This window comes from Streptomyces sp. JB150 (assembly GCF_011193355.1).
Taxonomy (GTDB): domain Bacteria; phylum Actinomycetota; class Actinomycetes; order Streptomycetales; family Streptomycetaceae; genus Streptomyces.
Window position 1 is genome coordinate 481,039 of record NZ_CP049780.1, and the last position, 19,359, is coordinate 500,397.

Annotated in this window: 14 protein-coding genes and 1 pseudogene; 6 read left to right on the forward strand and 9 right to left on the reverse strand. The window is 75.0% G+C overall.

Going from position 1 to position 19,359, the window contains the following annotated elements; genetic code table 11:
• Positions 1-12: 12 nt before the first annotated feature.
• Positions 13-903: an alpha/beta hydrolase gene (locus G7Z13_RS02235; RefSeq protein WP_165995510.1), complete on the reverse strand. Its 891-nt coding sequence runs from the start codon at positions 901-903 to the stop codon at positions 13-15.
• Between the two features lie 190 nt (positions 904-1,093).
• Between G7Z13_RS02235 and paaK the strand changes: the two genes are divergently transcribed.
• Positions 1,094-2,389 (forward strand): phenylacetate--CoA ligase PaaK, encoded by a 1,296-nt coding sequence (gene paaK / locus G7Z13_RS02240; protein WP_165995512.1) that lies wholly within the window; start codon positions 1,094-1,096, stop codon positions 2,387-2,389.
• Positions 2,390-2,471: 82 nt separating this feature from the next.
• Here the strand turns inward: paaK and G7Z13_RS02245 are convergent, their stop codons facing one another.
• Together G7Z13_RS02245 and G7Z13_RS02250 are read right to left on the reverse strand one after the other, a co-directional pair.
• Positions 2,472-3,800 (reverse strand): hypothetical protein, encoded by a 1,329-nt coding sequence (locus tag G7Z13_RS02245; protein ID WP_240926089.1) that lies wholly within the window; start codon positions 3,798-3,800, stop codon positions 2,472-2,474.
• Positions 3,797-5,287: an acyl-CoA synthetase gene (locus tag G7Z13_RS02250; protein ID WP_165995513.1), complete on the reverse strand. Its 1,491-nt coding sequence runs from the start codon at positions 5,285-5,287 to the stop codon at positions 3,797-3,799. Before G7Z13_RS02250 ends, G7Z13_RS02245 begins: the two co-directional genes overlap by 4 nt.
• 136 nt (positions 5,288-5,423) lie before the next feature.
• Between G7Z13_RS02250 and G7Z13_RS02255 the strand changes: the two genes are divergently transcribed.
• On the forward strand, positions 5,424-7,877 hold the full coding sequence (locus tag G7Z13_RS02255; protein ID WP_165995515.1) for a penicillin acylase family protein: 2,454 nt from the start codon (positions 5,424-5,426) through the stop codon (positions 7,875-7,877).
• Positions 7,878-7,996: 119 nt separating this feature from the next.
• Positions 7,997-9,790, forward strand: coding sequence for a serine hydrolase domain-containing protein (locus G7Z13_RS02260; RefSeq protein WP_165995517.1), 1,794 nt, complete (start codon positions 7,997-7,999; stop codon positions 9,788-9,790).
• Between the two features lie 209 nt (positions 9,791-9,999).
• On the opposite strand, the gene G7Z13_RS02265 is transcribed toward G7Z13_RS02260, so the two are convergent.
• From G7Z13_RS02265 to G7Z13_RS02280, 4 genes and pseudogenes are all read right to left on the reverse strand, one after another.
• Positions 10,000-11,559 carry an NAD(P)/FAD-dependent oxidoreductase gene (locus tag G7Z13_RS02265; protein ID WP_165995520.1) on the reverse strand — a complete coding sequence of 520 codons (1,560 nt, stop codon included), beginning with the start codon at positions 11,557-11,559 and terminating at the stop codon, positions 10,000-10,002.
• Positions 11,560-11,623: 64 nt separating this feature from the next.
• Complete coding sequence (locus G7Z13_RS02270; RefSeq protein ID WP_165995522.1) at positions 11,624-13,771, reverse strand: serine/threonine-protein kinase; 2,148 nt, start codon at positions 13,769-13,771, stop codon at positions 11,624-11,626.
• 60 nt (positions 13,772-13,831) lie between these two features.
• Positions 13,832-14,410: pseudogene (locus tag G7Z13_RS02275) on the reverse strand (oxygenase MpaB family protein); the annotation flags it as partial.
• A gap of 126 nt (positions 14,411-14,536) precedes the next feature.
• Positions 14,537-14,911: a ferredoxin gene (locus G7Z13_RS02280; protein ID WP_165995524.1), complete on the reverse strand. Its 375-nt coding sequence runs from the start codon at positions 14,909-14,911 to the stop codon at positions 14,537-14,539.
• 122 nt (positions 14,912-15,033) lie between these two features.
• Between G7Z13_RS02280 and G7Z13_RS02285 the strand changes: the two genes are divergently transcribed.
• Genes G7Z13_RS02285 through G7Z13_RS02295 form a run of 3 tightly spaced genes read left to right on the forward strand, consistent with a single transcriptional unit; the run spans position 15,034 to position 16,248 of the window.
• Positions 15,034-15,450, forward strand: a complete 417-nt coding sequence (locus tag G7Z13_RS02285) for a ChaB family protein (RefSeq protein ID WP_165995525.1) — start codon at positions 15,034-15,036, stop codon at positions 15,448-15,450.
• Between the two features lie 25 nt (positions 15,451-15,475).
• The gene (locus G7Z13_RS02290; protein WP_206312981.1) at positions 15,476-15,844 is read left to right on the forward strand and encodes a DUF6479 family protein; all 369 of its coding nucleotides are present in this window, start codon (positions 15,476-15,478) and stop codon (positions 15,842-15,844) included.
• 53 nt (positions 15,845-15,897) lie between these two features.
• Positions 15,898-16,248, forward strand: coding sequence for a hypothetical protein (locus G7Z13_RS02295; protein WP_165995527.1), 351 nt, complete (start codon positions 15,898-15,900; stop codon positions 16,246-16,248).
• Positions 16,249-16,312: 64 nt separating this feature from the next.
• On the opposite strand, the gene G7Z13_RS02300 is transcribed toward G7Z13_RS02295, so the two are convergent.
• Together G7Z13_RS02300 and G7Z13_RS02305 are read right to left on the reverse strand one after the other, a co-directional pair.
• Positions 16,313-16,795 (reverse strand): RpiB/LacA/LacB family sugar-phosphate isomerase, encoded by a 483-nt coding sequence (locus tag G7Z13_RS02300; protein ID WP_165995529.1) that lies wholly within the window; start codon positions 16,793-16,795, stop codon positions 16,313-16,315.
• 59 nt (positions 16,796-16,854) lie between these two features.
• Positions 16,855-19,224 (reverse strand): glycoside hydrolase family 65 protein, encoded by a 2,370-nt coding sequence (locus tag G7Z13_RS02305; protein ID WP_165995531.1) that lies wholly within the window; start codon positions 19,222-19,224, stop codon positions 16,855-16,857.
• Positions 19,225-19,359 lie beyond the last annotated feature (135 nt).

Here is a 19,359-nt window from a genome sequence, read left to right on the forward strand (position 1 = left end):
TGCGCGGTCAGCCTAGCGATCGGGTCCCGCGGCGGACAGGCCACGCGTGAGGGACCTTTCCGGCGAGGCGGTGGCCAGGAAGGCGGCGACCCGGTCCGTGAACCACTGCGGGTCGTCCAGCCACGGGTAGTGCCCGGCCCCGGGCTGCACCACGCACCGGGCGTGCGGCAGGACGGCGGCGGCGCGGCGGGCCAGGTCGGGGCTCGGCCCGCCGTCGAGTTCCCCGGCGAGGACCAGGACGGGCGCGGTGAGGCGGGCGAGGGCGGCGCGGGTCGCGGGCGGGTCGTAGGCGCCGGCGGAGCCGTAGACGCCGGCGGCCTCCTCGTTGGTCTCCGCCTCCTCGCGGGCGGCGTGCGCGGCGGCGGTGGCGTCCCAGCGGCCGTAGAAGAAGGGCAGGAGCGCGTCGTCGAACTCGTGCTCGCCGGCGAGCCAGGCGCGCAGGACCGGGAAGGCCTCGGCGAACCACGGCTCGTGCGCCCGCAGCCGGGCCGCCGCCAGCCGGTCCCCGGCCGTCGCGGGCATGCCCAGCGCCCACGGTGTGGCGGTGACGAGCACCAGCCGCGCGACCCGCTCGGGGTACCGGGCGGCGTACAGCAGCGCCAGGCTGCCGCCCGCCGAGTGTCCGAGCAGGTCCATCCGCTCCAGGCCCAGCTCCCGGCGCAGCGCCTCCACGTCGTCGACCAGCCGGTCGCAGCGGTAGGACGCCGGGTCCGCGGGCACCTCGGACTCGCCCGTGCCGCGCTGGTCCGGCAGCACCAGCCGCCGGTGCCGGCCGAGCCCGCCCAGGTCGCCGAGGTAGGAGGAGGCGCGCATGGGCCCGCCGGGGAGGACGACGAGCGGGTCGCCCGCGCCGCGCAGGTGGTAGGCGAGGCGGGTTCCGTCGGGGGCGGTGAAGGCAGGCATGGCGCGATGATCGACGCGGGGCGTGCCCGGCCGCAAGGCGATTGGCGCGAGGGCCGCACCGGCCGCGGCGGGCCGAGAAAGTGCGGGCCGGCCTCTTGCGCCGGTGCCGTGGGGCTGGATTACTGATCTTCACACCTCGACCGAATGATCGGTCGCCCGGATTCGTGCGGTTGGTGAGGGAGTGGTCCGCATGGCGGAAGCGACGGAGTGGCTGGACGCGGGGGAACGGCTCGATCCGGAAGGGCTGCGGGCGCTGCAGCTGGAGCGGCTGCGGGCCTCGCTGCGGCACGCGTACGCGAACGTGCCGTTCTACCGGGAGTCCTTCGACAAGGCCGGCGTCCACCCGGACGACTGCCGCTCGCTCGCCGATCTGGCCCGGTTCCCGTTCACCACCAAGGCGGACCTGCGGGAGAACTACCCGTACGGGATGTTCGCCGTGCCGCAGGACCGGATCCGCCGCATCCACGCCTCCAGCGGCACCACGGGGCGGCCGACGGTGGTCGGGTACACCGAGCGCGACCTGTCCATGTGGGCGGACATGGTGGCGCGTTCGATCCGCGCGGCGGGCGGCCGGCCGGGCGACCGGGTGCACGTGGCGTACGGGTACGGCCTGTTCACCGGCGGCCTCGGCGCGCACTACGGCGCCGAACGGCTCGGCTGTACGGTCATCCCCGCGTCCGGCGGCATGACCGCCCGCCAGGTGCAGCTGATCCAGGACCTGAAGCCGCACGTCATCATGGTCACCCCGTCGTACATGCTCACGCTGCTGGACGAGTTCGAACGGCAGGGCGTCGACCCGCGCGGGACGTCGCTGCGCGTCGGCGTCTTCGGCGCCGAGCCGTGGACGGAGCGGATGCGGCGGGAGATCGAGGAGCGGTTCGCGATCGACGCGGTGGACATCTACGGCCTGTCGGAGGTGATCGGCCCCGGTGTCGCCCAGGAGTGCGTGGAGACCAAGGACGGACTGCACATCTGGGAGGACCACTTCTATCCCGAGGTGGTGGACCCGGTCACCGGCGAGGTGCTGCCGGACGGTGCGGAGGGGGAGCTGGTGTTCACCTCGCTCACCAAGGAGGCGATGCCGGTCGTCCGCTACCGCACGCGTGATCTGACCCGGCTGCTGCCGGGCACGGCCCGGGTGTTCCGGCGGATGCGGAAGATCACCGGCCGCAGTGACGACATGGTGATCCTGCGCGGCGTGAACCTCTTCCCCACGCAGATCGAGGAGATCGTGCTGCGCACCCCGGGGCTGGCCCCGCACTTCCAGCTGCGTCTCACCCGTGAGGGCCGGCTCGACGCGCTCACCGTCCTGGCCGAGGCCCGCCCCGACGCCGGTCCGGAGGTCCGCGAGGCCGCCGCCCGTTCCGTCGCGGCGGCCGTGAAGGACGGCATCGGGGTGTCGGTGTCGGTGGAGGTCGTCGAACCGGAGTGCCTGGAGCGGTCGGTGGGCAAGATCCGCCGCATCGTGGACCTGCGGCCGCGCTGAGGGGGCGGGCCCGGCGGGGCGTCGGGCACCGTTCGCAGGGTGCCGCTCGCGGGACGTCCGTGCCGGCAGCGGTCGCGGGGTGTCAGTCGCGGTGGCGGTCGCGGCGCGGCGTGCCGCGCAAGGAGGCCAGGACAAGGCGGCCGTAGCGGGTGGTGAGGGCCGCGGCCGTGGCGGCGAGGGCGGCGGCGAGGGCGATGAGGAGGTGCCACGGGTTCTCGTCGCCCAGGACCTGGAGGACGGAGAGAGCGGTGCCCAGGGGGAGGCCGAGGACGGTGAGCACGCCGAGGGCCCCCGCGATCTGCCGGCTCTCGCGGGTCTGGACGATCCGGCTGTAGTCGGCGGCCTCGGCCAGGATGTCCGTGAACAGCTCGGGCAGCCGGTGCTGGGCCTGGAAGGCGCGCAGCAGTCCGTCGGCGGGGCCGTGCACGGTCTGGTGGCGACGCCAGTGGGCGCTGCGGAAGACCGCGATGTTCCGCTCCAGGGCGGACACGCGCCGGGCCAGGCCCGGAGTGGTGTCGAAGACCGTGGACAGCTCGTCGGCGAGCGCGTCGAGGTGGTCGCGCTGGACCATGCCGAGCAGGAGCGCGTCCAGGTACACCGCGCGGGCCTGGACCGCCGCGAACTCGTAGAAGTCGCCGGGGCCCTGGTCGGGCCGGTGGCCGAGGAACGCGGTGCCGTGCCGGCAGACCAGGGCGCTCCAGTCGGCGGAGATGCGGATCGCCTCGGCCGACACCGCGTCGACGCGTTCGGGTGTCGAGGGGTTGTCCGCCTCGGCGGCCCGCCACGCCAGGGCGCGCAGCCGGCGGTCGGCGCCGGCGGGCAGCCGCCCGTCGGCGTCCCGCAGGACGGCGGAGTGCGCGGCGCCGGGGCTGAGGAAGGCCACCGTGTACGGCCGGGCCAGCGCGAACGGCGCACGGGGCGGCGCGGTGTCGGCGACGCCGTGGAACAGCGCGGCCGGGTCGAGCGCGCCGGTCAGCGGGTCGGGTCCCGCACCCGCTCGGTGCCCGATCGCCCGCAGCACCGCGAGCAGCGGGACGCCCCGTACGGTGAAGTGCAGGATGCCGAGCGCCTGCCGGGGCTCCCTGGGCGTCGCCACCCGCAGCAGTTCCATGCCCTCCAGTTCCAGCGGGCCCTGGGTGACGGACGCTCCGCGGTGCCAGCGTCGCCCGTACAGGGCCCGCGCGGCCGCGGGCGCGTAGTACCGGCCCCGGCGTCCGGCGTCCCACGGCCGCTGTTCGGGGCCGAACGGCAGCGGTCCCCGCTGCCAGTCCGGGCCCGCGTTCGGGTCGGCGTCCGGGTGCGCGTCCGGGTCCGCGTCGAGCAGCACCGGGCGTACCACCGAGACCGCCTGCCGCGCTCCCGGCGGCTCGTCCAGGCCGTCGCCCGGTATGCCGCGCGGTCCGTCGCTCAACCGCGGTCCCGCAGCTCGCGTTTGAGGATCTTGCCGCTCGCGTTGCGGGGCAGGCTGTCGACGAACACCACGCGCTTGGGTGCCTTGAACGGCGTGAGGCGTTCGCGTGCGTGGGCGATCAGCTCCGCCTCGGTGACCTCGCCGCGCGGGACGACGAACGCGGTGATCACCTCGATCCACGTGTCGTGGGGCAGCCCGACGACGGCCGCCTCGGCGACGGCCTCGTGGGTGTAGAGGGCGTCCTCGACCTGGCGTGAGGCGACCAGGACGCCACCGGAGTTGATGACGTCCTTCACGCGGTCGACGATGGTGAAGTAGCCGTCCGCGTCGCGGACCGCGAGATCGCCGGAGCGGAACCAGCCGTCGCGGAAGGCCTCGGCGGTCTCCTCGGGCTTGTCCCAGTAGCCCTCGCACAACTGCGGGGAGCGGTAGACGATCTCGCCGGGTGTGCCGTCGGGCACGTCCTTGCCGTCCTCGTCGACGACGCGGGCGTCGACGAACAGCACGGGCCGGCCGCAGGAGTCGAGACGGCCGTCGTGCTCGTCGGGGCCGAGGACGGTGGCCAGGGGGCCGATCTCGCTCTGGCCGAAGCAGTTGTAGAAGGCGAGGCCGGGCAGTCGTTCGCGCAGGCGTTCCAGGACCGGGACCGGCATGACCGACGCCCCGTAGTAGGCCTTGCGCAGCCCGCCGAGGTCGCGGGTCGCGAAGTCGGGGCGGCCCGCGAGGCCGATCCACACGGTGGGCGGGGCGAACAGGCTGTCCACCCGTCCGGTCTCGATCAAATCGAACAGCCGGTCGCCGTCCGGCCCGTCGAGGACGATGTTCGTCGCGCCGACCGCGAGATACGGCAGCAGGAAGACGTGCATCTGCGCCGAGTGGTAGAGCGGCAGCGCGTGCGCGGGGCGGTCCCCGGCGCTCAGGTCGAGGGCGGTGATGGCGCTCAGGTACTCGTGCACCAGCGCCCGGTGGGTCATCATCGCGCCCTTCGGCTGGGCCGTGGTGTCGGAGGTGTAGAGCAGCTGCACCAGGTCCTCGGCGCGTGCCTCGGGGCCGTCGTACGGCGGGGCGGCGGCGAGCAGGTCCAGCAGCGAGCCGTCGGCGTCGCGCAGGGGCAGCGCCGGGGTGCCCTCGGGCAGCCGGCCGGCCAGGCCGGGGTCGGCGAGGACGAGGGAGCTGCCGGACTGGCGGACGAGGTAGGCCAGGTCGTCGCCGGTGAGGTGCTGGTTGACGGGCACGTGCACCAGGCCGGCGCGGGCGCAGGCGAGGAAGCCGATGAGGTAGGCGTCGGAGTTGTGGCCGTAGGCGCCGACGCGGTCGCCGGGGGCGAGGCCCCGGTCCAGGAGGACGCTCGCGGCGCGGGAGACGGCGTCGTCCAGTTCCTCGTACGTCCACCGGCGGTCGCGGTACTCCAGCGCGACGCGGGCGGGGGTGCGGCGGGCGCTGCGCCGCAGCACCCCGTCGACCGTGCTGCCGTGTCCGGTCCTCATGGCCCCCGATCCTCGATCGCGGGCCGGGGCGGGGTCAAGAGAGCGCGAAGAACGCCGGACGCGCCCGGTGCCCCGAGCACATACCCGTTGGTACGCTCAACCGCCCCTTCCCTCCACGGAGTTGTCGGGAGGCTCGATGCGCATCCGCCTGAGACGGCTCGCGGTCACCGCCGTCGCCCTGTTCACCGCGACGGCCGGTCTGCCCGCGGCCGCCGCCGCGCCCGGCGGCCGGGAGGACCGTCCCGCGCACGGCGGGCTGTCCGCCGTCATCCGGTACACCGAGTACGGCGTTCCGCACATCGTCGGGCACAGCTGGGCCGGCCTCGGCTTCGGCACCGGCTGGGCGCAGGCCGCCGACCAGGTGTGCGTCCTCGCCGACGGTTTCCTGACCGTGCGCGGTGAGCGGTCGCGGTACTTCGGGCCGGACGCCGCGCCCGACGGCTCGCTGTCCTCGGCGGCCACCAACCTCTCCAGCGACCTGTACTTCCGGGGCGTGCGCGACGCGGGCACGGTCGGGAAGCTGCTCGCCCGGCCCGCCCCGGAGGGGCCGAGCCGGGCGTCGAAGGAGTTGATGCGGGGTTACGCCGCCGGCTTCAACGCGTGGTTGCGCCAGAACCGGATCACCGATCCGGCGTGCGCGGGCGCCGCGTGGGTGCGGCCGGTGACGACGCTGGACGTGGCGGCGCGCGCACACGCGCTCGCCGTGCTCGGCGGGCAGGGGCGGGCCGTGGACGGCATCACGGCGGCGCGTCCGCCGGGGCCGTCCGCAGCCGGGTCCGACGTGGCGTCCGGTTCCGCGTCCGGTTCCGCGTCCGGCGCCGGGGTCCCGGACGCGGAGGACACCGCCCGCGCCGCCCGTGACCTGTTCGCCGCGCAGGAGTCCGGCATGGGCTCCAACGCGGTCGCGTTCAGCGGGGCGGTCACCGCGAACGGGCGGGGCCTGCTGCTCGGCAACCCGCACTATCCGTGGCAGGGCGGGCGGCAGTTCTGGCAGTCGCAGCAGACCATCCCCGGCCGGCTGAACGTCGCGGGCGGCTCGCTGCTCGGCTCGGCCACCGTCTCCATCGGGCACAACGCCCACGTGGCGTGGAGCCACACCGTGGCGACCGGCGTCACCCTCAACCTGCACCAGCTCACCCTCGACCCGGCGGACCCGACGGTCTACCTGGTCGACGGCCGGCCGGAGCGGATGACGAAGCGCACGGTCACCGTCGCCGTACGGGACGGGGCGCCGGTCACCCGCACCCAGTGGTGGACGCGCTACGGCCCGGTGGCCGGCGGGCTCGGCGGCGGCCTGTCTCTGCCGTGGACCACGACCACGGCGTACGCCCTCCACGACCCCAACGCGGCCAACCTGCGCGCCTCCGACACCGCACTCGGCTTCAGCACGGCCCGCGGCACGGACGACGTGCTCGACACGCTGCGCGGCACCCAGGGCCTGCCGTGGGTGAACACCATCGCCGCGGACGCGGCCGGGCACACGCTGTTCACCCAGTCGCAGGTGCTGCCCCGCATCACCGACGACCTCGTCCGGCGGTGCTCCACCGCGCTCGGCAAGGTCACCTACCCCTCGTCCGGGATGGCGGTCCTGGACGGCTCGCGCGGCGACTGCGCCCTCGGCCGGGACCCCGACGCCGTGCAGGCGGGCATCTTCGGGCCGGCGCGCATGCCGACGCTGACGGACGCGCCGTACGCGGAGAACTCCAACAACAGCGCCTGGCTGGCCAACGCGGACCGGCCGCTGACCGGGTACGAGCGGGTCTTCGGCGACATCGGCACCCCGCGCTCGCTGCGCACGCGCGGCGCGCTCGAGGACGTGGCGGCGATGGCGGGCCGCGGGAAGCTGACCGTGCGGGACCTGCAGCGGCAGCAGTTCGCCAACCGGGTGCCGGCGGGGGACCTGGCCGCGTCCGACGCGGCGCGGGCCTGTGCCGGGCTGCCCGGCGGGACGGCGACGAGCGGCACGGGCGAGCCGGTGGACGTGCGGGAGGCGTGCGACGTACTGGCCGCCTGGGACCGGACCGTGGACACCGGCAGCCGGGGAGCCCTGCTGTTCGACCGGTTCTGGCGCAGGCTCACCGCGTCCGTGCCCGCCGACCGGCTGTGGAAGGTGCCGTTCTCGCCGGCCGACCCGGTCCGCACCCCGCACACCCTGGACACGGCCGCGCCGGGCTTCGCCACCGCCCTCGCGGACGCGGTCGCCGAGCTGCGGGCGGCGGGCATCCCGCTCGACGCGCCGCTCGGCGCACACCAGTTCGTGGTGCGCGGCGGTGCGCGCGTCCCCGTGTCCGGCGGCACCGAGTCGCTGGGCGTGTGGAACAAGATCGAGCCGGTGTGGGACCCGGCGCGGGGCGGCTACCGGGAGGTGACCACGGGCTCCAGCTACCTCCAGGCGGTCGGCTGGGACGGTGGCCGCTGCCCGGTGGCCCGGACCCTGCTGGCGTACTCGCAGTCGTCGAACCCGAACTCGCCGCACCACGCCGACCAGACCCGGCTGTTCTCCGGTGAGCGGTGGGTGACCTCGCGGTTCTGCGAGAAGGACATCCTGTCCTCGCCCGCGCTCAGGATCGTGCGGGTGCGGGAGCGCTGAACGGCCCGCCGGGGTTCCGGCCGGACGCGTCCGGCGAGGACCTTGGCGGGGATGGACGGCAGCCGTCCGCCGGACAGGCTGTCGAGTGCGTCCGGCCGACCACGCGCGGGAGGAACGCGATGACCGAGGACAGGGCCGACCGAGCGGTGAGCCGCCGCGGGTTCGCAAGGATGACGGTGGCCCTGGGCGGGGCGCTCGTCCTCGCCCCGCTGCCCGCGCGAGGGGCCACGGCCACGACCGCAGCGCCGGGGCGCGGGCATCCGGCGCGTCCCACCCTGCGCCACGGCTCGCCGGAGCGCGCGGGGCTGCTCGCCGGCCCGCTGCGGCGGCTCGTCACGGACGCCGAGACGTTCCTCGGCCCCTCCCCCAGGCATCCCTGGTACGCGGGCGCCGTGCTGCTCGCGGGGCGGGGCGGCACGGTCGCGCTGCACCAGCCGATCGGGATGGCGGTGCGCTACGCCGCGTACGACGAGAAGACCGACAGCGGCGTGGAGTTGCCGGCCGAGCGGCAGATCCCGATGGCGCGGGACACCGTCTTCGACCTCGCCTCGGTGTCCAAGCTGTTCACCTCGATGCTGGCGGTGCAGCAGATCGAGCGGGGCGCGCTGGAGCTGGAGGGGCGGGTCGCCTCGTATCTGCCGGAGTTCGGGGCCGCGGGCAAGCGGGACGTGACGATCCGGCAGCTGCTCACGCACACCTCCGGTCTCCGCGCCTGGATCCCGCTGTACGCCGCGCCGACGTACGAGGAGAAGCTGCGGCTGATCTGGAACGAGGCGCCGGTCGCGCCGCCGGGCAGCCGCTATCTCTACTCGGATCTGAACCTGATCTCGCTCCAGCTCGTCCTGGAGAAGATCACCGCTCGCACTCTGGACACCCTGCTCCACGACGAGATCACTGCTCCGCTCGGGATGCACCGCACTCGTTTCAACCCGCCCGCCTCCTGGAAGCCGAAGATCGCGGCCACGGAGGACGCCCGCAAGCCCTGGTCGGGGCTGGAGCGAGGGCTGGTCTGGGGCCAGGTGCACGACGAGAACGCCTTCTCCCTCGGCGGAGTCGCGGGCCACGCCGGGGTGTTCTCCACCGCGTGGGACCTGGCCGTCCTCGGCCGGACCCTGCTCAACGGCGGCTCCTACGGCCGTACCCGCGTCCTCGCGCCGGAGTCGGTGGAGCTGATGTTCACCGACTTCAACACCGCCTTCCCCGGCGACGAGCACGGCCTCGGCTTCGAGCTGTACCAGCACTGGTACATGGGCGCGCTGGCCACCCCGCGCACGGCGGGCCACACCGGCTTCACCGGCACCTCGCTGGTCCTCGACCCGACGACCGACGCGTTCCTCGTCGTGCTCGGCAACTCGGTGCACCCGGTGCGCGGCTGGCGCTCCGGGTCGGCGCCGCGGGTGGCCGCCGCGGACAACCTGGCGCGGGCGGTGCCGGTCCGCCCGGCGCGCGGGCGCACGGCCTGGTTCTCCGGCATGGCGAGCGCGACGACGGCGACGCTCACGCTGCCCCCGCTGGACACCTCCGGCGGCGGCGCCCGGCTGGGCTGTCTGCTGTGGTGGGACACCGAGCCGGGCGCGGACATCCTGGCCCTGGAGGCCTCGGCGGACGGCGGCGCCTCCTGGCTGCCGGTGCCGTTCACGACCGCCCGGCCCGGTGAGGAGCCCGTGCACCGGCCGTCCGGCGCGGTCGGCGGCTGGTCGGGCCGGGTCTGGCACCGGCTCGCCGCGGACCTGCCGGCCGCGCGGGAGCTGACGGTGCGCTGGCGGTACACCACCGACCGGATGTACGTCGGCCGGGGCGCGTACGCCGACGCGCTGCGCGTCACCGCGGGCGACCGGGTCCTGTTCGACGAGGCGCGGCCCGGCGACGCGGCCCGGATCACGGCGGACGGGTGGTCGGAGTCCGCCGACTGACGCCGGGGCGGCGTCCGTTTCGCGCGCTCCGGGGCCGCGTCAAGCCGGTGTTGCCGTCTCGCCTGGTACTGCCGTCGCGCCCGCCGCTGGTGTCCCGCCCGGTGCTGCCGTGGCACCCGCTGCTGACGCCTGGTGCTGCCGTAGCGGCCGCTGCTGGTGTCCCGCCTGGTGCCGGCGTCATGCCCGGTGCCGCAGCAATCCCCGTCACGTCATGGGGACCGCTCCAGCACCGCCATCGCCGCGTTGTGCCCCGGCACCCCGCTCACGCCGCCGCCGCGGACCGCGCCCGCGCCGCACAGCAGGACGTTGCGGTGCCGGGTCTCGACGCCCCAGCGGCCGGTGCCGTCCTGGGCGTGCGGCCAGGACAGGTCGCGGTGGAAGATGTTGCCGCCGGGCAGTCTCAGCTCGCGCTCCAGGTCGATCGGGGTCTTCACCTCGACGCAGGGGCGGCCGTCGGCGTCCTCGGCGAGGCAGTCGGCGAGGGGTTCGGCGAGCTGGGCGTCGAGCTGGGCGAGGGTGCGCGCCAGCAGGTCGTCGCGGACGGTGTCGTGGTCGCGGGCGAAGAGCCGGGCGGGGGTGTGCAGACCGAACAGGGTGAGGGTCTGGTAGCCGCCCTCGCACAGCTCGGGGGCGAGGATCGTCGGGTCGGTCAGGGAGTGGCAGTAGATCTCGGAGGGCGGGACGAGGGGCGGATCGCCGGCGGCGGCCTGGGCGTGGGCGGCGGCGAGCTGCCGGTAGCCCTCGGCGATGTGGAAGGTGCCGGCGAACGCCTCGCGCGGGTCGGTGTCCGGGTCGAGGAGCCTCGGGAGCCGCTTCAGCAGCATGTTGACCTTCAGCTGCGCGCCCTCGGCGGGCTCGGGCGGCGCGTCCCCGGTGAGCGCGGCCAGCTCCTGCGGCGAGGCGTTCACCAGGACGTGCCGGGCCGCGGCGACACCCTCGCCGTCGGCGGTGCGGTAGGCGACCTCGGCGGCCGTGCCGTCGGTGGCGATCCGCACCGCCTCATGGCCGGTGGCCAGGACGGCGCCGGCCGCGCGGGCCGTGGCGGCGAGGGCGTCGGTGAGGGCGCCCATGCCGCCGACCGGGACGTCCCAGGCGCCGGTGCCGCCGCCGATGACGTGGTAGAGGAAGCAGCGGTTCTGCCGCAGGGAGGGGTCGTGGGCGTCCGCGAAGGTGCCGATGAGCGCGTCGGTGAGGACGACGCCGCGCACCAGGTCGTCGGTGAAGTGTTCCTCGATGGCGACGCCGATCGGCTCCTCGAACAGCATCCGCCAGGCGTCCTCGTCGTCGACGCGGCGCCGCAGCTCGGCCCGGCCGGGCAGCGGCTCGGTCAGCGTGGGGAACACGCGCTCGGCGACCCGGCCCGTCATCTCCTGGAACCGCCGCCACGCGGCGTACTCGCGTTCCCCGCCGGTGAGCCGCGCGAACGCCTCCCGGGTCCGGCGCTCCCCACCGCCGACGAGCAGGCCGGTGGGGCGCCCGTCGCGGACGACGGGTGTGTACGAGGAGACGGTCCGGGTGCGCACCCGGAAGTCCAGGCCGAGATCCCGCACGATCTTCTTCGGGAGCAGGCTGACGAGGTACGAGTAGCGCGACAGCCGCGCGTCCACGCCGCGGAACGGGCGGGTGGAGACGGCGGCACCGCCGGTGTGCCCCAGACGTTCCAGTACCAGGACCGACCGTCCGGCGCGGGCCAGATACGCGGCGGCGACCAGACCGTTGTGTCCGCCACCGACGATGACGACGTCGTAGGCGCGAGCGGGTGCGGGCATGGTCCTTGGTAACACGCGTGATCGTCCGCCGCCAGAGCGCCCGCCGGCCCTCCGGGGGCGCCGCTCACACCCCCTGCCACCGCGCGTCCGCCGCCCTCCGGTACAGCTCCGCCGCCTCCGGGCCGCGGCCGAGCTGTTCCAGGCAGTGGGCCTCGTCGTTGCGGCTGGTGAGGGTGTCGGGGTGGTCGGGGCCGAGGACGCGTTCGCGGACGGCGGCGACGGTGCGGTACTCGGCGAGTGCGTCGTGCCAGCGGCCGAGCCAGCCGAGGGCGACGGCGACCTCCCGGCGGCTGACCAGGGTGTCCGCGTGGTCGGGGCCGAGGACGCGCTCGCGGATGGCGCACACGTCGCGGGCCTCGACCAGCGCCTCCTCCCAGCGGCCGAGGCGGCCGAGGTTGACGCCTAGGCCGTGGCGGGCGCGCAGCGTCTCGGGGTGGGCGGGGCCGTGGACGCGGGTGCGGTCGTCGACGAGGTCGCGGTACAGGCCCAGGGCCTCGGCGCTGCGGCCGAGCCGGCCGAGGCTGATGCCGGCCTCGTGGCGCGCGGCGAGGGTGTCGGGGTGGTCCGGGCCGAGTGCGCGGGTGCGGGCCTCGGCGACCTCCTGGTAGACGTGCAGGGCCTGCTCCCAGCGGCCCAGCCGGCCGAGCGCGTAGGCGACCTCGTAGCGGGTGACGAGGGTGTCGGGGTGCTCGGGGCCGAGCACGCGGGCCCGGTCGCCGGCCACCTCGCAGGCCAGCCGGTAGGAGTCCTCCAGGCGGCCGAGGCGGCCGAGGTTGAAGGCGAGATTGTGGCGGCAGCGCAGGGTGTCGGGGTGGTCGGGGCCCATGGTGCGCTCCCGGGCGGCGAGCACCGCGGTGTAGATGCGGTCCGCGTCGAGGGGGCGTCCCAGCCGGCCGAGGACGTACGCCGTTTCCTGGCGGGCGGCGAGGGTGTCCGGGTGGTCGGGGCCGAGCACCCGGGCGCGGAGCCGGGCGACGTGGGTGTACTCGCGCAGCGCGTCGGCCGCGCGGCCGGTGTGGCTGAGGGCGAGGGCGACCTGGTGACGGCTGTCCAGGGTGTCGGGGTGGTCGGGGCCGAGCAGGTGCTCGCGTTCGGCGGCGACCGCCCGGTGCACCCGTCCCGCCTCCTCCCAGCGGCCGAGCCGGCCCAGGCTGAGCCCCGCGTGGTGGCGCCGGGCGAGGGTGGCGAGCACGGCGGGGGGAGGCAGGGGCGGCGCGGCGGGGGACGGCAGAGGCCGCTCGGGCGGCGCGGCGGGTTCGTGGACCGGGCCGGTGGTCGTGGAGCGGGTCCAGGAGGGCGGGCGCTGACCGGCCGCGAGGGCGACGCCGACGGGGGGCACGACGGTGGGGACGTACGGCGGGGTGTTGCGGGCCACGCTGATCCGGTGCCCCACCTCGCGGGCGTCCGCGGGCCGCTGCTCGGGCCGTTTGGCGAGCAGGTCGAGGATGATCCGCTCCAGGTAGGCGGGCAGGTCGGGGCGGTGGCCGCGCGGCGGGCGCGGGGGTGTGTCGCGGTGGCCGGCGAGGATGGCCCAGGCGTCGTCGAGGTCGAAGGGCGGGACGCCGGTGGCGATCTCGTAGAGGACACAGCCCAGTGAGTACAGGTCGCTGCGCTGGTCGACGCCGTCGCCGCCGATCTGCTCCGGTGACATGTAGTGCGGGGTGCCCATGGCGACGCCGGTGCCGGTGAGCCGCGAGGTGAAGCCGATGTCGTGGCCGAGGCGGGCGATGCCGAAGTCGCAGATCTTTACGGTGCCGTCGGTGAGCCGCACGATGTTCGCGGGCTTGAGGTCGCGGTGGACGATGCCCTGCTGGTGGGTGTAGGCCAGCGCGGCGGAGACCTGCTCGGCGATGTCCACGACCTCGTCGACGGGCAGCGGGTGGTGCTTGTTGTCCTCCAGGAGCCGGCTGAGGTCACGGCCCTGGAGGAGTTCCATGACGAGGAAGAGCACCCCGTCGCACTCGCCGAAGTCGTGGACGACGGTGATGCCGCGGTGCTGGAGCGCCGCGGCCACGCGCGCCTCGCGGCGGAACCGCTCGCGCAGCACCCGGGTGAACGAGTGGTCGTGCTGCTCGCCGAGCGGCTTGAGGCACTTCACGGCGACCTGCCGCCCCAGCGACTCGTCGCGCGCCCGCCACACCTCGCCCATGCCGCCGCGCCCGATCAGCTCCAGCAGCCGGTACCGGCCCTGGATCAGCCTGGTCTCCCCCATCGCGTGCCGTCGCCCCCGTCGGTGGTCCGCGCCCTCCCCTGGCCCGCCCAGTATGGCGGGCTATGGGCCGGCTTTGTACGGTGCCGGGCGGGCGTCGGGTCCGAGTCCGGTCATCGCCCGCAGGATGTGTTTGGGCGGCAGTTGCCGGCGCAGACGTGCGGGAACGGTGCGCAGGGCGGTGCCGGTGAGGCGCAGTCGCCGGGTCACGGTATCGGGTGCGGGGGCCGGTCTGCCGTAGAGGGCGTGGGCGTACGGGGGCAGGGAGTCGTACGCCAGACGCGCCACGCGCCGCCACAGCACCGCGCGTGCCGGCCGGAGCAGGGGGTGCGCCGGCCGGCGGAGCGGGAAGTCGTCCACCTGGCGTGCCTCGGGTCCGGCGGCGAGTCGGGGGCGCACGGTGTCGACGTACGCGGCCGGTTCCGCCCGGTCCGCCGGCACGTGCTCCGGGTCGAGGCCGACCAGGCGGGCGCGGACGCGGTGTTCGGCGATGCGGCGGTCGGCGGCGGCGTCGGTGAGGGGGTGGCCGGAGCGCCGCAGCGCCTGCAGGCAGGAGTCGGTCTCGGCGCAGTGCCCCCACAGCAGCGCCGGTTCGTCGACCGGGTACCGCTCCCCCGTGTCGGGGTCGGTCGCCGAGAGCAGGCGGGCTGCCAGGTCACCGAACGCGGCCGAACAGCCCGGGGTCCCCGCTCCGGAAGGCCGTCATGCCCGCACCCGAGCCCCGGCTGCGGGGCCTCGGGCACCCTCGGACGGGTCGCGGAAGGCGGGTCAGCCCAGGCCGGCGAGGAAGTCGTCGCAGGCTCGGGCGCAGGCCCGGCAGGCCTCGGCGGCCTCCTCGGCGCCGGGGCGGCCGTCGAAGGCCTCGGCGCTCTCCAGGCAGACGGTGCGGCACCACTCCAGCTGGACGCGCAGGCCGGTCTCGTCGACCTGGCTCTGCTCGGCCAGCAGTCTGCACGTGGCGTCGCACGCCTCCGCGCACATGATGCCCTTGCGCCGGACCAGCTCCTGCTCGGCGCTGCCGTCCGGGTTTACCAGACTGGCGCGCAGCGCGCAGGCCCGCGCACACTCCGTGCACGCCTGCGCGCAGACGAACCGGTCCTCCAGGAACCGGACGAGTTCTGCTCGCGATGGCGTCGACGTCACACCGCGCGGGTAGCCGCCGCGCGGCCTGTCAAACGCGGCGGAGCCGGTGACGGCGGGGTTTTCGACCTCGGCACCCGGGCACTCGGGCGAGCCCGACCCGGCGTTCGATGGAGGTGCGGCGGATGCCAGGACGAGAGGAACTGCCGTCGACGCTGGAGCGCTCGCCCGAGGACGCCCGGCGGACCTGGATCAAGGCGCACGACTCGGCGGTGGAGCAGTACGGCGAGGGCGAGCGGGCGCACCGCGTCGCCTACAGCGCGCTGAAGCACTCGTACGAGAAGGTCGGCGACCACTGGGAGCGCAAGGAGGGCGGCCGCCGCGGCCCCTCGGACCCGCGGGCGGCGCGGCCGCGCCGGATGGGCGGCCGCAGCGGCGAGGGCGTCGACGAGAACGCGTCGAAGGAACACCTGTACGAGCTGGCGAAGCGGCTGGACGTGACGGGGCGATCCCGGATGTCGAAGGGCGAGTTGCTGGACGCGATCCGCAAGGCCAATCGCGCCAGGACGCGCCAGGCCCGCGCGCACCGATCCGGTTCATGACCGAATTGAGGGGTATTCGCACGGTATGAGTACCGCAACGATGCAGTTGGCCGAGCCGAGCGGACTGCTCAGCATCGGGATGTTCGTCGTCCCCGTCGCCTTGCTGGTGCTGCTGCTGGGCGGCTTCTGGCTCGGTACGCGTATCAGGCTCCGGCAGTCGCGACCGCGACCGGAGGAGCAGCCGCACCTGCCGCCGGGCGGCGCGGTGCACGAGACCAGGGAGAACCGGGAACCCCGCGAGGTGCCCCGGGTGCCGAAGGGCGGCCGCCCGCTCCTGCCGCACGAGATGGGCAGCTTCGGCAACTCGGCGACCCAGACCGGCTCCGCGCAGACGCGGCCGCGCTGGACGCCCGGCAGCAGCGGCGCCTGGGGCGGAGGCGGCCCCGGCAAGTGACCGGGCCCAGGTCCCGGCACGTGTCCCGGCAGACTACGGAGGAAGTGAGATCCATGGCCGAGCCCGGCCGCAGTTCCCTGCCCCTGCCCGACTACGACCACCTGCCCATCGGCGGGCTGGAGAGCCGGGTGCGCTCCCTGAGCGCCGAGGAAGTGGAAGAGCTGATCGCGTACGAGCGGACCCACGCCGACCGGCTGCCGGTGACCGAGCTGCTGACGGCCCGCCTCGAGCAGCTGCACTCGGGTGCCGAGCCCACCTCCGGTGATCCGTCGGCCCTGCGCCCGGAGCAGGCCCAGGGCCGCGTGGGGTCCCACGTGTCCCCGGCGACCTCGCCCCAGCCCTTCAGTCCTCCCCCGCACGGCACCCCGGACCAGCGGGGCAAGCCGAAGGGCGACCGGTTCTAGTCGGCTCCCGATCCCGGCGTACACGGTGCGCGGGACCCCGCCCGGGGTCCCGCGCACCGGCATGTCATCGGCCGTCCGTCCCCGGCGTGGCCTGCCCGCCGGCGCGGTTGTCGTCGAGACCCGCGACGCGGGAGACGTTCTCGCGGTCCTCCGGGTCCTCGCTGGGGGCGGCGGCGAACCAGGCGTCGAGGATCTCCCTCAGCAGGGGCTCGGACGTCAGGCGCAAGCTCAGGGCCAGGACATTGGCGTCGTTCCAGCGGCGGGCGCCGTCGGCGGTGTAGGCGTCGGTGCACAGGGCGGCCCGGACGCCGGGCACCTTGTTGGCGGCGATCGACGCGCCGGTACCGGTCCAGCAGCAGACGACCGCCTGGTCCGCCGCGCCCTCGGCGACGTCGCGGGCCGCCGCGGCGGAGCAGGCCGCCCACTGGGGGTCGTCCCCGGGGCGCAGCGCCCCGTGCGTGACCACCTCGTGGCCCCGGCCGCGCAGCTCACCGACCAGGAGCCGGGCCACGGGTTCGTCCATGTCGGAGGAGACGGAGATCCGCATGTACCGGAGACTACCCCCGCGCGTCCGGCCGGACCGAGGCCCGGCAGCCAGTCCGGCAGTCAGTCCGGCAGCACCAGTCTCCCCGTCTCCCCCGGATGCAGCCGTACCGCGCGGTCCGGGAGGCGGACGTCGATGGGGGTGGTGTCGGAGGCGGGCAGGGTAATCTCCAGCTGGGAGTGGCGCAGCCGCAGCCGCACCCCCCAGTTGCCCTGGTAGCGCAGGGAGAAGCCGTAGGTGGACAGCTCGGGGAGCGGGACGGGGTCCAGCCACAGGGCGCCCCGGCGGGTGGCGAGGCCGGTCAGCCCGCGCTGGACGAGGTCGAGGGTGCCGGCCATGGCCCCGAGGTGGATGCCCTCGCCGGTGGTGCCGCCCTGCACGTCGGCGATGTCGCCGCGCAGCGCCTCCTGGCAGAACTGCCAGGCCTCGGCGCGCCGGGCGCGGGCCAGCACCCAGCCGTGGACGAGCCCGCTGAGGGTGGAGCCGTGGCTGGTGCGGTGCAGGTAGTAGTCGACGGTGCGGTGCCAGGTCTCCTCGTCCAGGCGCAGCCCGAGCCGGTCGAACAGACCCTGGAGTTCGGGCGGCGAGAAGAGGTAGCCGAGCATGAGGACGTCGGCCTGCTTGGAGGCCTGGTAGCGGTTGACGGTGTCGCCCTCGGCCTCCAGGATCCGGTCGAGGCGGCGGATGTCGCCGTAGCGCCGGCGGTAGCCGGGCCAGTCGAGTTCGGCCAGCTCGCCGTAGCCCTCGAACTGGCTGATGACGCCCTCGTGGAAGGGCACGTGGAGGGTGCGGGAGACCTCCTCCCACCGGTCCAGTTCGGGGCGGTCCAGGCCGGTGCGCTCGGTGAGTTCGCGGCGGCGCGGCTCGGGCAGGATGGCCAGCAGTTCGAGGGTGCGGGTGAGCACCCAGGCGGCCATGACGTTGGTGTACGCGTTGTCGTCGAGGCCGGGCGTGGCGGCGCCGGGGTAGGCGTCGTGGTACTCGTCGGGGCCCATCACGCCCTTGATGCGGTGGCGTCCCAGGTGTTCGTCCCAGGTGGCCGCGTCCGCCCAGAACCGGGCGATCTGGAGCAGCATCTCGGCGCCCTTGCTCTGCCGGAACTCGGTGTCGCCGCTGGCCTCGCAGTACTCCCACACGTTGTACGCGATCGCCGAGCCGACGTGGTACTGGAGGTGGGAGTGGTCCGGCAGCCAGCGGCCCGAGCGCGGGTTCAGGTGCAGCTGCTGAGTCTCCTCGCGGCCGTCGCTGCCGCTCTGCCACGGATACATCGCGCCCCGGCGGCCCGCGTCCCGCGCGGCGGTGCAGGCCTGTTCCAGCCGCCGGTGCCGGTAGTGCAGCAGGGCCCGGGAGACCTCGGGGAAGCGCAGGTTGAGATACGGCAGCACGAACAGCTCGTCCCAGAAGACGTGGCCGCGGTAGGCCTCCCCGTGCAGTCCGCGCGCCGGGACTCCGACGTCGAGGTCGGCAGTGTGCGGCGAGAGGGTCTGCAGGACGTGGAAGAGGTGCAGGCGCAGGATGCGGCCCGCCTCGCCCGGCACGTCCAGGTCGCCGCGGCGCCACAGCTGCGCCCAGGCGATCTCGTGGGTGGTGAGCAGTTCGTCGAAGCCGGGGGCCCGGCCGACCCGGGCGATCGCGGCGTGCAGCGGGTCGCTGATCGCCGGGTCGCGGGAGGTGTGCAGGGCGATGGTCTTGTCGACGGTGGCCGGGATGCCGGGGGCGAGCCGCAGCCGGGCCCGCTGGGTGGTGCGCGGCCGGGCGTGCCGGATCGTGACGGGTCCCTCGGCGGTGAGCCGGGAGGCCATGCCGACGCGGATGTCGGAGGTGCGGGTGCGGCAGCGCAGCCACACGGTGTCGCCGGCGGCGGTGCCAGTGTGCGCGTGGGTGAGGTGCCGGCCGTCCAGGTCCCGGTAGCGGGGGACGCCCGCGTTGGTGACGCCGGCGTCGAGGGCGGCCTCGACGTGGAGCTCACCGCTGAAGCCGTGGGCGGTGAACTCGCTGCGCAGGGCCGCCAGGTGCGGATCACCCATGTGCACCATGCGCTGCTGGCGCACCGTCAGGGAGCGCCCGTTGCCCAGGCCGTAGCGGGTCAGGCGCTCCAGCACCCCCGAGTCCAGGTGGACGGTCTGGCGGTGTTCGAGCACGGTCGCGGTGTCGGGGGTGAGCCAGGGGCGGCCGCGCAGCCGGAACCGCAGCGGCAGCCAGTTCGGCAGGTTGACCAGGTCCTCGTTCTCGACGCTGCGCCCTGCCACATGGGATGTCAGCCGGTTGTAGCAGCCCGCCACATAGGTGCCCGGGTAGTGGATGTCGTCCGCGACGCACTCGGGGAGTGCGCCGCGGGTGGCGAAATAGCCGTTGCCGAGCGTGCACAGCGACTCGCGCAGTCGCTCGTCGGCGGGCTCGTAGCCCTCGTACGTCCAGGTCCAGCCCGTCACTTCGGTGCTCCTCCCGCGTGCGGCGCGCCGACCCCGTCGAGGACGACGGTGTCGGCGCCGTGCGGCAGCAGTCTCTCCCCGAGGGCGGGTCCGGCCGTGCGGTCCACGCCGGTCACGGGGTGAAGCGGCGGATCT